Origin of the sequence: Streptococcus sanguinis, from assembly GCF_013343115.1 — a bacterium.
Taxonomy (GTDB): Bacteria; Bacillota; Bacilli; order Lactobacillales; family Streptococcaceae; genus Streptococcus; species Streptococcus sanguinis_H.
The window spans coordinates 34,120-48,881 of record NZ_CP054570.1; the positions used below are offsets into that span (position 1 = coordinate 34,120).

A 14,762-nucleotide genomic window follows, 5' to 3' on the forward strand; every position below is an offset into this window, starting at 1 on the left:
GGCTAAACGAATACAAGAATCTAAGAGGAGGTATTCATCGTGAAACGTACTTATCAACCAAGTAAAATCCGTCGTGCGCGTAAACATGGTTTCCGCCACCGTATGTCAACTAAAAACGGTCGTCGTGTATTGGCAGCTCGCCGTCGTAAAGGACGCAAAGTTTTGGCTGCTTAATCCAAACGATTTATCAAGAAACCAGCGGAGACTCGAGACCGCTGGTTTTTTTGTCTTAAATTTATTGACTAAAGTCGATAGATTGGCAGGAAAGTTCCTCTCTTCGTCTAGTGTCTTTATTTATGACCTCCACATACCAGTCCCCTTTGTGGCTAAATAGTTTGATAAATTGAACTTGGAGAGACTGCTGTTCATACTTAATTGGAAAAAATTCTTCCTGCCTGTTCAATAGAATATCGAGAATTATTCGCAACTGAGAGTTGTTGATTGTTTTTCTGACTTCTGGTTGAAGGATTTTCTCAATTTTTGTAATCTTGCTTAACTGCTGTTCTGAAATCGAGTTTTCAAATTTTTCTTTTAATTTTTGCAGGTCAATATCAAAAGGGCACATATTGTAGTTTTCCAGAGTCAGCATGGAAAAATACAAGGCAGAAATTTCATCTATGGAGAAAATAATAGGAGATAACAAGTCGTTGCTAAGAATTTTATAACTGCCATTCCGGCCTAAGTCAGAATAAATTGGAATGCCTAACGTTTCAAGGCTGGCAATATCACGAAGGGCAGTGCTTTTTGAAATGTGATATCGATTCATAATATCTTTTAGATTGAATCGTCTTTTCTTATTGAGAAAAATAAGCATATCGTTAATTCTTTGAGATTTATTCATGAGAAACTCCATGTTTTTATTAAATAGTTTCAAAAAATGACACCTTTTTATATTATACTAGTTTTAGAGAAAATAATAAAGGAGTCAAATATGAATCAATATTTTAAGGCCTTATTGGCAGAACAGACAGAAATGGCCCTAGCAACTTCTGTAAAGGATATACCAAATGTAAGAATTGTAAATTTTTACTATGATAAGGATACAAAGAAATTGTTCTTTATCTCATTTAAAAATAGTCAAAAAATTCAAGAGTTGGCAACCAATAATCGTATAGCTCTTACAACAATCCCGAAAGGTGATGGGAGGTATATCCGAATTCAAGGGATAGTCAAAGAAAGTCAGCTTTCTATTGAGGATATAAGAGGCGTTTTTGTCCAGAAGTACCCTTATTATCAAGCTATTATTGAGCAATACATAAACTCTTTGCAACTTTTTGAAGTATCTTTTTCTAATGCCTTCTTGGTCTTAGATAATAATCAAGTTGAGAAAATCAAACTATAAGGAGAAAATAGATGGTTGAGATAAAAAGATGCAATTGGGCTGAAAATAGTGAGCTTGAGAGAAATTATCATGACCATGACTGGGGGCGACCTGTGCATGACGAGCATAAACTCTTTAAAATGTTGATTTTGGAAGGTCAGCAGGCGGGCTTGAGCTGGCAAACTATTTTGTCAAAAATGGATGCTATGACAGAGGCTTATGAAAACTTCAATCCTGAAATACTCTCCAACTATGACGAGCAGAAGATTGAAGAATTGCTTAGTGATCAAAGAGTGATACGAAATAGGCTGAAAATAAAGGCAGTTATAAAAAATGCTAAAGCCTATTTAAAATTAAAAGAAGACTATGGTAGTTTGGATTCTTATATTTGGTCTTTTGTAAAGAATGAACCGATTCTTAATTCATGGTCTAGTATTGAAGAGGTGCCTGCTCGAACGGATCTATCCGATAAAATTAGTAAAGAACTCAAAAAGAAAGGTTTTTCTTTTGTTGGTTCTACGACTGTATATGCCTTTATGCAGTCCATTGGCATGGTCAATGATCATTTGCTGACCTGTGATTTTAGGATATAATCATTTTTCTTTGAATTGGAAAGGTGAGCGGTCTATTATTGAATGCTGGTAAATGATGTAAAAAAGGAGAATAAAACCAGAAAGAAACTGTTTTTCTTTCTGGTTTTTTGTGTATAGTTGAGCACAGTTGCTTATTTTGCTACTGGTAAAAGAACTGGATACAGATAGCAGAGCAAGGTAAAGCTTATCAGGGCGTAAAAGATACCGATGCGAATAGCTTGGATAGGTTTGTAGAAGCGAATCAGGGTCAGTAGGCACCAAACCAAGAGAACTAGGATAAACCATGCTGAAATCAAGCGCAGCGGTGTTGGTCCGTAAAGGTAGATGTAGATGCCAAATAATTTCCAGCCGGCTAGCAAGGCCAGCAGACCAGTAAAGATAAAGAGAATAGTAGCTGCGAATCGCGTCCCTTTCTGATCCCAGAGCGGTTTTTTGGCAATCAGATAGAAGACACCTAGGACTGCAAAGTTAAGGATAGACACCCGAACCAGCTGCCAGAAGCCAGCTACGGCAACAGTTGAAGCATTCTGCGGAGAAATAGCCTGAGCTACTGTTCCGGCGCTTAGGAGCTGACCGAGCTCACCCAGACCCGTTAGGAAGAAGAGAGCATAGGTCAGGCAAAGGCTGCCGATGATAATGTAGGCTGCGAAAGCGGGTGCTACTCGCAAAGGGTGGATACTTGCTTGGAATTTTTTGTAGCTAAGTTTAGTATCTTTTTTGCCTAACAGACTGCCGGCTAGGAGGCCGTACAAGTACAGACTGACAGGAACAGCCAGGCAGGCCTTGAAGAGAATCATGCCGCTATCAAGACTTGAAAAGAGGGAGTCAAGGAGATTTTCGATAACATCAGCAGTATTGCTGAAGAAGGAGGCAAAGCTGTCTGAAACCTGACTTAGCTGGGACCAGACAAAGTAGACCAAGATTCCTGCGACAAAGAAGCTGCTAACGATAATAGCGAGCTGTTGGGTTTTCTTCGAAGACATACTGTCAGAGCTGTCAGAAGAGTCCTGCTGCTTACCTTCTATAAAGACTAAAATGGCAGCAATGAAATTTTTAAAGGGCAGGATGCAGAAGGCTTGAATGGCATCAAACCAGACCAGGATACCCAAACGCCCCTGGCTTAACCAGCCGGTGCGGGACAAAATATAGAAAGCAAATGAGATGTGGATGGCTAGAAATTGGAAAAATTCTAGCTGACGATGAAGCCCCCAGAGACTTAAAGCCAGAGCTTGAGCTAGCGTCATGATCAGAAAGCTTCTAGCCTCTAATCTGCTGTCAAGATTTTTTATCTGCAGTGATGGATAGGCCAATTTCCTGATTAAGGCTTCGCTTAATAATATAAGACCGATTGCAAAAGGGAAAAAGGATGCAGTTTGATAATTAAAAAATACTGCAGAGTAAAAGTAGGTTAAAAGATAGAGGATTAGATAGCTGATTTTAAAGAATCGCAGTTGCTTGTCCTCTAGGCCAGTGAAGATGGTCTGTCTTTCCTCCTCTGTGGGCAGACAAGGCTGGACATTCATCTGTTCTTGTGCTGGATATTCCATAATTATTTCTCCTCCTCATCAGGGATATACTCCAAAATGTCGCCAGGCTGGCAGTCTAGTTCACGGCAGAGAGCGTTGAGTGTTGAAAAGCGGACAGCCTTGGCTCGATTATTTTTTAGGATAGATAGATTGGCTGGTGTTAGGTCAATTAACTCTGCTAAACGGCCAGCGCTGATGCGCTTTTGCGCCATGACAAGGTCTAAATTTATCTGAATCATAAGACCTCCTAAATAGTGTAGTCCACTTGATCCTGTAGCTCAATGGCCTTGCCAAAGGCATTGCGGATGACACGGATAATCAGGGTCAATATACTGCAAGAAACAGTGATTAAGAGCATGGGCAAGTAGGCTGTCAGTCCCATAAAGAGGGAGATAAGAGCGACAGTGCCCACTTCCCAGCCAAGGTAGCGCATGTACTGAACATTTTGTGTGATAAAAACCTGATTTTTACCAATACGGCTAAGGAGCCGATAGAGATGGACAATGCAGGCTAGAGCTAGGCAGCCGAGGACATAGCCGAGCAGCAGCAAAATCCAAAAGCGTGTCTCTCCTTGAAAGAAAGGAGAGGGAAATTCGATAACTAGGTTGACGACCCAAGGTCCAAGAGCAATCAGGATAATGGAAGCAATAAATAAAAGGCTGATACTGATTTTTGTAAGAGTAATGCTCATATCTTCAGCAGTCTTTTTCATTTTGTCTGTCATAATTTCCTCCGACCAACGTTTCATTTCTTAGTAACTATAACACGACTCTTATCGATAATCAATAAAAAATTATCGAAAAAAGATAAAATCAGTCTTAAGGACTAGATGAAAGTTTCTAAAAAGTTCTTATTGTATAGAGATGGATTTCTTGTCAGGAGATGAACAGAGTGGAATGGGATGAATATTTCGCCTGATTTTTGGTATAATAAAGGACAGGAAATACAAGGAAGTAAAACATGAAGATTTTTGATACACACACGCATTTAAATGTGGAAGAATTTGCTGGTCGAGAGGCAGAGGAGCTCCAGCTGGCTGCAGAAATGGGCGTCAGTAAAATAAATATTGTCGGTTTTGACCGACCAACCATTGAGCGCGCCTTGGAGTTGGCTGACAGCTATGATCAGCTTTATGCTACGATCGGTTGGCATCCGACTGAGGCTGGGACTTATGATGAGGCGGTGGAAGCCTATCTGCTGGGCAAGCTTCGTCACCCCAAGGTGCTGGCTCTGGGTGAGATTGGGCTAGACTATCACTGGATGACTGCGCCCAAGGATGTTCAGGAGCGGGTGTTCCGACGCCAAATCCAGCTCTCTAAAGAGCTGAACCTGCCCTTTGTCGTTCACACACGTGACGCATTAGAGGATACCTATGAGATTATCAAGAGTGAGGGTGTCGGCCCTCGAGGCGGTATTATGCACTCTTATTCTGGCTCTTTGGAAATGGCAGAGCGCTTTATCGAGCTAGGAATGATGATTTCCTTTTCTGGAGTCGTCACCTTTAAAAAAGCGACAGACATTCAGGAGGCTGCGCTGAACCTGCCCTTGGACAAAATTCTCGTTGAGACTGATGCACCTTACCTAGCGCCTGTTCCCAAGCGTGGCCGAGAAAACAAAACAGCCTATACTCGCTATGTGGTAGAGAAAATTGCTGAACTGCGTGGTCTGACTGTCGAAGAAGTAGCACAAGCGACCTATGATAATGCAAAGAAGGTGTTTGGGCTTGACTGAGAAGATAAAAATCCCTCAGGTAATCGTCGTTGAGGGCAAGGATGACACAGCCAATCTGCAGCGATTTTACCAAGTTGATACTTACGAGACGCGAGGGTCTGCGATCAATGAAGAAGACCTAGAGCGGATTGAGAAACTGCACCAGCTGCGTGGGGTTATTGTCTTTACCGATCCAGACTACAACGGTGAGCGTATCCGTCGAATGATTATGGAGACAGTGCCAACTGCTCAGCATGCCTTTCTCCGTCGAGATGAGGCGGCTCCCAAGTCTAAGAACAAAGGTAAATCGCTTGGAGTAGAGCATGCATCATTTGAGGATTTACAGCAGGCGTTAGCTGGGCTGGTCGGATATTTTGATGATGAGGATAATTTTGATATCACCAAAAGCGATCTTGTGCGACTAGGTCTGCTTATGGGAAGCGACAGCCGTCAGCGTCGAGAGTATCTGGGTGAGCAGCTCCGTATCGGCTATTCTAACGGCAAGCAGCTGCTTAAACGCTTGGAATTGTTTGGGGTGACTTTGGCGGAAGTGGAAGAAGCCATGCTTAAGTATTCAGACTAACGGAGTCAAAAATGAAAAAAGTAATTATTACGGGTGGCAATAGTGGGATTGGATATCAGGCTGCTAAACAGTTAGCTGAAAAGGGCTGGTCAGTGACCCTATTTTGCCGGCGGAAAGAAGCAGCTGAGCAAGCCTGTGAGAAAACATGCGTTAGAGTTATGTTTTTGTCGATATTGAGATTGCACAACGTACTAATGATATAATTATTGGTAAACGCAAAGCTTTTATGGTAATATATAGAGGCGTATGATTAGATTTTTGACTTGTGTGTTCGCAAGTATTAACAACAATGTTATAGGAATGTTTGGCTTCACCTGGTGTTAATAGCTTCAGGATACATTAGAATTTCTACTGACAATCTTGTTCGCGTAAGAGTTATCATACGCTTTTTTTATGAGGAAAAATGATGACTAAATTTAATCAACTACAGACAAAAGATGATTTTGCTAAGCTACTTGGTTTGAAAAGTGCTAAATACATCAATTATTTATTGTACAATATACAAACTGATAATTTATATAACTCTTTCACTATCCCTAAAAAGAATGGTGGAGAAAGAGTTATACATGCCCCCAAAAAAGGGTTGAAGTTCCTTCAGAAAAAATTGTCTAATGTTTTGTGGGAATGTTACCTTGAAAGCATAGAATCTAAATCTAAGGATAAGAACTTTAAAACACCTGTTCTGTCTCACGCATTTGAAAAGGGGAAAAGCATTATTACCAACTCTCAGATGCATCGAAACAAGAAATACATTCTGAACATTGACTTGAAAAACTTTTTTGATTCTTTTAATTTTGGAAGAGTAAGAGGCTTCTTTATAAAAGACAGGGATTTTGCTGTTTCACCCGAAATTGCTACAGTAATTGCTCAAATTGCATGTTACCAAGGTAAGTTACCACAAGGGGCCCCTTCTTCTCCCATCATCACAAATTTAATTACTAGAATTTTAGATTATCGGATTGTCAAAATTGCTAAAAAATATCGTTTTACATATTCTAGATATGCCGATGATATGACTTTTTCAACAAATCGTGAATTAAACTCTAATAAATTGAGGGCAAGCAAAGAGTTAGATAACTTTTTAACTGAATTAGAGAAGGTAATCATCTCATCTGGTTTTGAAATCAATCCTAAAAAAACACGATTGAGTAATAACATGCAGCGCCAAGAAGTTACTGGGCTAGTTGTAAACAAGAAGATAAATGTAAAAAGAGAGTACATAAAAAATACTCGTGCAATGGCTTTTCAATTATACAAAGATGGTGCTTTTGAAATAGATAAAAAACCAGGAACGCTGAATCAATTAACGGGACGCTTTGCTTTTATTTTTCAAATAGATCAATACAACAACTACTTACTTTATAAAAAGTCCCTGATTCAAAATAATCTGGATGCACAGAAATATTTATTAGGCAGAAACTCATCAAAAAAATCTGAATCGAAATATTATTGGAAATATATCTTTTATAATAAAGATTTACGAAAAGAATTATTCGATAATAAAAAACATAATACATATAATTTACCAACAGAGTTCTACAGTATAGGTAAGGAACAAAAGAAAACGTACATGTCTCTATTTAATTCTAGAGAAAAAGAGTACAAGAAATTTCTATTTTATAAATATTTTTTCGGAAATGACAAACCGATAATTGTAACAGAGGGGAAGACCGATCCACGATATATTAAAGCAGCTTTAAAAAACCTTTATCAAAAGTATCCAGAACTTGTTGAAAAAGATGGAAATGATTTTATATTTAAAATTGAATTTCTGAATCATACTAATACGATAGAATATCTTTTTAATATTCCAGAAGGGGGAGAAGGTTTTAAATTTTGGTATAATTATTTTTCTGATAAATTTTACTATAATGAGAAAAAAGAGAAAAAATTTTTTGCACTAAATTCAGAAGAAAGAATTTTATACACAAACTATATTACTTATTTCAAACAATTAACCAATAGTATTCCCAAATATCCAACAATATTTTTATTTGATAATGAACCGAATAATAGAAATGGCAATGATAAATCGCCCTTATTTTTATTTGCGAGTCATGCAAAAGACTTGATGAATCCTCAGAATGAAGAATCGGAGGGTTCAAAGAATAAAAAATTAGAAGATAAGATTTCAGACAATTTAGAAAAAGTTAGAAGAGAAAAACCTTGGCGAATTAATAAAAAGGATAGCCTATATATAATGGCAACTCCTCTAATACCTAATAAGAATGACGGTAACTCGTCTGATATTGAAGATTTATTATTTTCGTCGTCTCGAAATTCGCCACCTATTTTAAAAGGAAAGGAATTTCATAAAGATGGTGGAGCAAATTATTATGGAAAAGAAATTCTTTCAAAGCATGTTCTGAAAAATTATAAAGAATTCGATTTTACTGAGTTTATCCCTTTGCTAGATGGCATAAGAAATAATATTTTAGATTATCAGAATATTAATGATTAATCCTGTTATATAGTTTGTAGAATCAAAAATATTGATTCTGGTATAGGAAAAATAGTATAAAATACTAGAAAAAAACAGAATATTTAAGTAAAATTGTTTATTTAACAAATATATATAGAAAATATTTTGCATTTCTATAGGGATATACAGAATTGGAGACGATACATGCGTATTGCAGATCATAGTGTAACCCGTGCCATTCTGGAGCGTCACGGTTTCACTTTTAAAAAATCGTTCGGTCAGAATTTCCTGACGGATACCAACATCCTCCAGAAGATTGTGGATACTGCTGAGATTGACAAAAAGGTCAATGTCATCGAAATTGGTCCTGGTATTGGGGCATTGACAGAATTTTTGGCGGAAAGTGCTGCAGAAGTCATGGCCTTTGAGATTGATGATCGGCTGGTACCGATTTTAGCGGATACCCTGCGCGATTTTGACAATGTGACAGTGGTTAATCAGGATATTCTCAAGGTTGATCTGGCTCAGTACATAGCAGAGTTTAAAAATCCAGACCTGCCTATCAAGGTAGTGGCGAACTTGCCCTACTACATCACGACGCCGATTCTCATGCATTTGATTGAGAGCGGAATTCCTTTTAGTGAGTTTGTCGTTATGATGCAAAAAGAAGTAGCAGATCGGATTTCAGCTCAGCCTAATACCAAGGCCTACGGCAGTTTGTCGATTGCGGTGCAGTATTATATGACGGCCAAGGTTGCCTTTATCGTGCCGCGGACAGTCTTTGTACCAGCGCCTAATGTGGATTCGGCGATTCTCAAGATGGTGCGCAGAGACCAGCCAGCTGTTGAGGTACAGGACGAGAAATTCTTTTTCAAGGTCTCCAAGGCCAGCTTTGTCCACCGTCGGAAGACTCTCTGGAATAACCTGACCAGTTGTTTCGGGAAGTCTGAGGAGACTAAAGGCAAATTGACAGCGGCTCTAGAACGAGCGGAGTTATCTCCAAGTGTTCGGGGAGAAGCTCTGAGTTTAGAGGAATTTGCGCGCTTGGCAGACGCTCTGAAGTCTGAAGGATTATAAAACAATAGAAGATCCGCTCTATATAGCTGGTCTTCTATTTTGCTAATGAGGTACATATGAAAGTGAAATGTCTGTCTTTGTTTTCTGCCTTGCTCTGGTTTTCGCAATCTTTGCTCCATTTCCTTCTACTGCTAGGACTTCCGCTGGGACGTTTGGTATTTGGCGGTACTTATATAGTATTTCCTTTGTGGCTGCGTCCTGTCAACTTCCTGCTTTTCTTGATGTGGGGTTTCTTTGGTTTCAGTTATCTATCTTTTGGCGGTTGGCTAAGAAGTAGTTTAAAGTCATCTGTTCTGAGAAAGTTCATCTTAAGCGGAACTGTTTTTCTCTTTTTGGCTACTGTTTTCAATTTCTTTGTGACCGCGAGTCTATTAGAGAAGTATTTAACAGGGGGACTGACCTTTCTGGCTTTTCTCAGCAGTGTAATTCTGCTTCATAATAACAAAAAATCCTATCAATCATGATAGGATTGCTTTTTATGCGGAGGAAGGGATTTGAACCCTCACACCCGTACGGGCACATGCGCCTGAAGCATGCGTGTCTGCCGTTCCACCACCTCCGCTTGAGATTCTATTATAACTTATTTTTGTGAAAATGCCAATAGAGAATATCAGTTTTTTTCACTGTAAGAAAAAAGCAGAAAAATTTCTATTTTTTCTTTACTAAAATAGTTCTATGATATTGCCATTATAGCAAGTATTTGTTACAATTAGATTAATTACTTATTTAGGTAACAAAATAAAAAAGGAGAATGTTATGAAACTGAAAAAATGGCTGCTGTTTTTGATGCTGCCCCTTCTGTTTTTGCTGGATTTGAAGCTGTTTACTGCAACTGCTCAAGCTGATGCTTTGAAGAATGCAATCACAGATATTAAGATTTGGGACCACTCTAATGGCCGCGAAGCAACCAAGGTTAACGGTGCTTACAATTTGGTTCAAGGGGGAAATTATCGCTATGAGCTAGTTTTTGATTTGTCTGCTTACGATAACCAGCTCAAGGATGGGGATACCTTTACCTTTACAGTACCAAACGGTGCAACCATTGCTAATGGTACAACCTTTACCCTGACGGATAATGAAACGCAGGTCCAGCTTGGAGCGGCTAAGATGACGTCGAATGGTTCGGGTAAGGGCGGTCTGATTACGGTTACTATTCAGAATTTGGCAGATTACAAGGCCAAGACAACTGCTAGTGGAGTTAGAGGGAGCTTCTTCTTTGATTTTCAGGCGACGACAGTAGGCGCTGATCAGGACTGGAATTATAAGCCTGAGGAAACTCAAGGCGCGATGAGCCATAAGGTAACCATTAACGAGCGCAAACAAAGCAGTTTTTCAACAGCCGGTGAAAACTACGCTAAGATTGGAGGGGTCATTGCTAAGAAACCATATAATTCGGCTATTCTCGGCAAGAGCGGTGACTACTCACATAACTGGACTGTTCGTATCAATACTCAGCAAAAGACCTATAATTCTCCGATTGTTATCAAGGACGTCATTCCAGATAGCAGTGCACCAATGCAATTCGTTCCGGAGCAACTTGTCCTTCGCCAAGGGGAGTACACGCAGAGTTTATCAAGTATTGCGAATTCTGTTATCTTGAAAGAAGGTCAAGATTATACGGTTGCCTATAATGACACTTATACAGAGTTTACTCTAACTATCAATAACCCAGGCAATCGTGCCTTTATGTTGAATTATATGACAACTTCACCAGCTGATGGTTCTTTGGTATCCAATACGGCTGAGATGGAAGTTGATAATACAAAACTGCCATTCAGAGATGATCGCCCTGGTCAGACGAGCTCTACGATAGAGCGTAGCAGCCGGATTACAGAAGGCGGTGTTATCACAGCAGATATCAGCAACAGTCTGGTTCTCTACAAGCAAGATTCTAAGACTGGTAAAATGCTGGAAGGTGCTGTCTTTAAGGTGACAACTCCTAGCGGCCAAGAGATTACTCTGCCGCCGACAGATGCTAACGGTCGGGTTTCTACACAGCCTTTCTCAAGTGAAGAAATCAAGAAAGGCCAATTCACAGTAGAAGAAGTCACAGCTCCAGAAGGCTATGTACTGGACAGCAATCCGATGAAAGTGACTATCAAGGCTGATGGTGCAGTCAAAACAGTCAAGAATACGGTGGATCCAAATGCCAGCAAAAAGCTGACAGTCAAGAAAATTTGGAAAGATGAAAACAATCAGGACGGCAAGCGTCCAGCTTCTATTGCTGTAGATGTCTACGCTAACGGTCAAAAACTGGCTGATAAGACAGTGACCGTAACTGGTGGTAGTACTGATGCGGAGTGGACAGCTCAGACAACTGATTTACCAATCTTTGATGCCAACGGACAAAAAATCACCTATACAATCGGTGAAGATCAGCTTGATGGCTACGATGCTCCAGAAGTAGATCAGGGGAATCTCACTGTTACCAATACTCGTACGCCAGAGAAAATCTCTATCAAAGCCAGCAAGAAATGGGATGATGCCGAGAATCAAGACGGCAAACGTCCTGCCAATGTTGTTGTCAAACTTTATAAAGAAGTCGGCGGTCAGAAATCAGAAGTTGCGAACAGAACTCTGACCGAAGCTGACCAGTGGGCAACCGAGTTCGCCAACTTGAACAAATATGAAAAGGGACAAGAAGTTGTTTATTCTCTGGAAGAAGACGCGGTTCCTCACTATCAATCTCAGGTAACTGGCAATGCTACTGACGGCTTTGTAGTGACCAACACTTACAAACCAGAAACAATCAAGATTTCCGGTCAGAAGAAGTGGGATGATGCGGAAAACCAAGATGGCAAGCGTCCAAATGCTGTTAGAGTCAAGATCTTGAAAGGTCAAGATATTGTCGATGTGCAGGAAGTGACGGCTGCTAACGGTTGGAAATATGAATCTAATCCTCTTCCTAAGTATACAGCAGGCCAAGAAATTGCTTATACTGTTGCAGAAGAAGCTGTACCGGGCTACACGAGCAAGGTGGACGGCTACAACATCACCAACTCTTACACCCCAGAAACGGTCAAGGTTTCTGGTCAGAAGAAATGGGATGATGCGGAAAACCAAGATGGTAAGCGTCCAGCTTCTGTTAAGGTTAAAATTCTGAATGGTGATACGGTTGTGGATGAGCAAAATGTGACTTCCGCTAACGACTGGAAGTATGAGTCCAAGGCTTTGCCTAAGTACGCAGCAGGCCAAGAAATCACTTATACTGTAAGTGAGGAAGCTGTTCCAGGTTATACTAGCAAAGTGGATGGTTACAACATCACCAATTCTTACACTCCAGAGACAACGACTGTGTCTGGAAGCAAGACTTGGGAAGATGGCGATAACCAAGATGGCAAACGTCCAGCTTCTATCACAGTTAATCTGCTAGCTGACGGTCAAAAAGTCAATACCCAAACAGTCAGTGAGGCAGAAGGTTGGTCTTACAACTTTACTGGCTTGCCAGTCTACAAGGATGGCCAACGGATTACCTATACAGTGACGGAAGAATCTGTACCGGGGTATTCAACTAATCTCAACGGCTACAATATCACTAACTCTTATACACCAGAAAAGACAGAAATCACTGCCAGCAAGACATGGAATGACAGCGATAATCAAGACGGTAAGCGTCCAACTAAGATTAGCATTAAGCTGATGAAGACAGTCGGCGGTGTAAAGACAGAAGTCGCTAGCAAGGAAGTGACGGCTGCTGATCAATGGCAAACCAAATTTGAAAATCTGCCAGTTTATGAAAATGGTCAGAAGATTGATTACTCTATCGAGGAAGATGATGTAGCTGGCTATACTAAAGAAATCAAAGATTTCACAGTTACCAACTCTTACACTCCAGAGATGATTAAGATTTCTGGTCAAAAAGTCTGGGATGACGCTGATAACCAAGACGGCAAGCGTCCAGCTTCTGTTAAGGTTAAGGTGAAAAATGGCGATACTGTTGTAGATGAGCTGGAAGTAACAGCTGCTAACGATTGGAAGTTTGAGTCTAAAGCTCTTCCTAAGTATGCAGCAGGCCAAGAGATTGCCTACACTGTCACTGAAGAAGCGGTTGCGGACTATCAAACTAAGATTGATAAGTTCACCATTACCAATTCTTACACTCCTCAAAGTACGGAGTATGCTGTTACGAAGGTCTGGGATGATGCTAATAACCAAGACGGTAAGCGTCCGGCTTCCATCACAGTACAGCTGTATCGCTCAGTAAACGGTGAAGAGCCAGTTGCTGTCGCAGGTAAGACATTAACCTTGACGGCTGATAATGAGGCAGCTGCTAACACTTGGAAAGCAAGCTTCACCAATCTGCCTCAGTTTGACAAGGGACAGGAGATTACCTACTCTGTCAAAGAGGATGATGCAACAGTAGCCGCTTTGAAAGAAAAGGGTTACAGTCCGAAAGTAGAAGGTCAGAAGATTACCAACTCTCATACTCCAGAGCAGGTTAAAGTTTCTGGTCAGAAAGTCTGGGATGATGCAGACGATCAAGACGGCAAACGCCCAACATCTATTACAGTTAAGGTAATGGATGGAAGCACTATTGTTGATACACTTGAAGTAACAGCTGCTAATGGATGGAAGTTTGAATCTAAAGACCTGCCTAAATATAGAAATGGTCAAGAGATTGCCTACACACTTAAGGAAGATGCTGTTGCTCAGTATGAAACTAAGATTGATAAGTTCACCATTACCAACTCCTACACTCCAGAAACTGTTAAAGTCTCTGGTCAAAAGGTTTGGGATGATGCTAATAATCAAGATGGCAAGCGCCCAGCATCTATCAAGGTCAAGATTTTGGACGGAGATAAGGTAGTAGATGAGCTGGAAGTGACAGCCGCTACTGACTGGAAGTTTGAGTCCAAAGATCTGCCTAAGAATAAGAAGGGCAAGAAAATCAACTATACAGTCCTTGAAGAAGTGACAGTTGAGGGTTATAGCAGTAGCCAAGAACAAGCAACAGATGGCAGCTTCACTTTGACTAACAGCTATAAACCAACACAGATTGCTGTTAAGGGAACTGCGGTATGGTCAGATGCTGAAAATCAAGATAAGGTACGACCTTCCAAAATTACTGTTCGCCTCTTGGCAGATGGGAAACGAATCAAAGAAGTAGTTGTGTCAGAAGAAAATGGTTGGCAGTATAACTTTAGCGACCTTCCTAAGTACAAGGATGGTAAGGAAATTGTCTATAGTGTTGCGGCTGATCCAGTTGATGGCTACAAGCTTGAGATCAACGGTACTCAGCTGACCTTCAGTCATATCCCTGCTAAGAAAGATGCTGTTGAAGGAGCGGTAAATAATAAGCCAGGCGTTCAAGCTCCGAAAGTCGGAGGGAAAACTCTTCCTCGTACTGGTCAGGAAGAAAATCTCCTTGTTACTATTCTTGGCTTCCTAGCAGCGCTTCTCGCAGGAGGAATGCTGATGGCTAAGGCGAAACGCAGCTAATCAGTTTTGAGACTTACTGAAAATTACAGTGAGCGTCTCATTTGATATAAAAAAGCGAACAGGTTCTTTTGGACTTGTTCGCTTTTATCAT

13 protein-coding genes, 1 tRNA gene and 1 pseudogene are annotated in these 14,762 nt (G+C 40.4%); 10 read left to right on the forward strand and 5 right to left on the reverse strand.

What is annotated here, in order from left to right:
* Positions 1 to 39 precede the first annotated feature (39 nt).
* A complete protein-coding gene (rpmH, locus tag FOC72_RS00180) occupies positions 40 to 174 on the forward strand; it encodes a 50S ribosomal protein L34 (RefSeq protein ID WP_002893904.1) in 135 nt (44 codons plus the stop codon).
* Positions 175 to 235: 61 nt separating this feature from the next.
* On the opposite strand, the gene FOC72_RS00185 is transcribed toward rpmH, so the two are convergent.
* Positions 236 to 853: a helix-turn-helix transcriptional regulator gene (locus FOC72_RS00185; RefSeq protein WP_002893902.1), complete on the reverse strand. Its 618-nt coding sequence runs from the start codon at positions 851 to 853 to the stop codon at positions 236 to 238.
* Positions 854 to 877: 24 nt separating this feature from the next.
* Between FOC72_RS00185 and FOC72_RS00190 the strand changes: the two genes are divergently transcribed.
* Together FOC72_RS00190 and FOC72_RS00195 are read left to right on the forward strand one after the other, a co-directional pair.
* A complete protein-coding gene (locus tag FOC72_RS00190) occupies positions 878 to 1,342 on the forward strand; it encodes a pyridoxamine 5'-phosphate oxidase family protein (protein WP_002893900.1) in 465 nt (154 codons plus the stop codon).
* Between the two features lie 11 nt (positions 1,343 to 1,353).
* Positions 1,354 to 1,914 carry a DNA-3-methyladenine glycosylase I gene (locus FOC72_RS00195; protein WP_002893899.1) on the forward strand — a complete coding sequence of 187 codons (561 nt, stop codon included), beginning with the start codon at positions 1,354 to 1,356 and terminating at the stop codon, positions 1,912 to 1,914.
* Positions 1,915 to 2,045: 131 nt separating this feature from the next.
* On the opposite strand, the gene FOC72_RS00200 is transcribed toward FOC72_RS00195, so the two are convergent.
* From FOC72_RS00200 to FOC72_RS00210, 3 genes are read right to left on the reverse strand one after another with little or no spacing between them, the layout of a single operon-like run.
* Positions 2,046 to 3,461 (reverse strand): DUF4153 domain-containing protein, encoded by a 1,416-nt coding sequence (locus FOC72_RS00200; RefSeq protein WP_002893897.1) that lies wholly within the window; start codon positions 3,459 to 3,461, stop codon positions 2,046 to 2,048.
* A gap of 2 nt (positions 3,462 to 3,463) precedes the next feature.
* Positions 3,464 to 3,679 carry a helix-turn-helix domain-containing protein gene (locus FOC72_RS00205; protein WP_002893895.1) on the reverse strand — a complete coding sequence of 72 codons (216 nt, stop codon included), beginning with the start codon at positions 3,677 to 3,679 and terminating at the stop codon, positions 3,464 to 3,466.
* A gap of 8 nt (positions 3,680 to 3,687) precedes the next feature.
* Positions 3,688 to 4,164, reverse strand: a complete 477-nt coding sequence (locus FOC72_RS00210) for a DUF2975 domain-containing protein (RefSeq protein WP_032913983.1) — start codon at positions 4,162 to 4,164, stop codon at positions 3,688 to 3,690.
* 236 nt (positions 4,165 to 4,400) lie between these two features.
* On the opposite strand from FOC72_RS00210, the gene FOC72_RS00215 reads away from it, so the two are divergent.
* The 6 genes and pseudogenes from FOC72_RS00215 to FOC72_RS00240 all read left to right on the forward strand — a co-directional run bounded on the left by FOC72_RS00215 (position 4,401) and on the right by FOC72_RS00240 (position 9,696).
* Positions 4,401 to 5,171: a TatD family hydrolase gene (locus FOC72_RS00215; protein ID WP_002893891.1), complete on the forward strand. Its 771-nt coding sequence runs from the start codon at positions 4,401 to 4,403 to the stop codon at positions 5,169 to 5,171.
* Positions 5,164 to 5,733, forward strand: a complete 570-nt coding sequence (gene rnmV, locus FOC72_RS00220) for a ribonuclease M5 (RefSeq protein WP_002893890.1) — start codon at positions 5,164 to 5,166, stop codon at positions 5,731 to 5,733. The genes FOC72_RS00215 and rnmV overlap by 8 nt, the downstream gene beginning before the upstream one ends.
* Before the next feature lie 11 nt (positions 5,734 to 5,744).
* Positions 5,745 to 5,876 (forward strand): annotated as a pseudogene (locus FOC72_RS00225) (SDR family NAD(P)-dependent oxidoreductase); the annotation flags it as partial.
* A gap of 263 nt (positions 5,877 to 6,139) precedes the next feature.
* Positions 6,140 to 8,194, forward strand: a complete 2,055-nt coding sequence (locus FOC72_RS00230; RefSeq protein WP_032913980.1) for a retron Ec67 family RNA-directed DNA polymerase/endonuclease — start codon at positions 6,140 to 6,142, stop codon at positions 8,192 to 8,194.
* A 165-nt stretch (positions 8,195 to 8,359) separates the two neighbouring features.
* The gene (gene rsmA / locus FOC72_RS00235) at positions 8,360 to 9,232 is read left to right on the forward strand and encodes a 16S rRNA (adenine(1518)-N(6)/adenine(1519)-N(6))-dimethyltransferase RsmA (protein ID WP_002893886.1); all 873 of its coding nucleotides are present in this window, start codon (positions 8,360 to 8,362) and stop codon (positions 9,230 to 9,232) included.
* Positions 9,233 to 9,288: 56 nt separating this feature from the next.
* On the forward strand, positions 9,289 to 9,696 hold the full coding sequence (locus tag FOC72_RS00240; RefSeq protein ID WP_002893885.1) for a hypothetical protein: 408 nt from the start codon (positions 9,289 to 9,291) through the stop codon (positions 9,694 to 9,696).
* Between the two features lie 15 nt (positions 9,697 to 9,711).
* Here FOC72_RS00240 and FOC72_RS00245 read toward each other — a convergent pair.
* Positions 9,712 to 9,794, reverse strand: a tRNA-Leu gene (locus tag FOC72_RS00245).
* Between the two features lie 194 nt (positions 9,795 to 9,988).
* On the opposite strand from FOC72_RS00245, the gene FOC72_RS00250 reads away from it, so the two are divergent.
* On the forward strand, positions 9,989 to 14,671 hold the full coding sequence (locus FOC72_RS00250) for a Cna B-type domain-containing protein (RefSeq protein WP_002893883.1): 4,683 nt from the start codon (positions 9,989 to 9,991) through the stop codon (positions 14,669 to 14,671).
* The last annotated feature ends 91 nt before the right edge of the window (positions 14,672 to 14,762 follow it).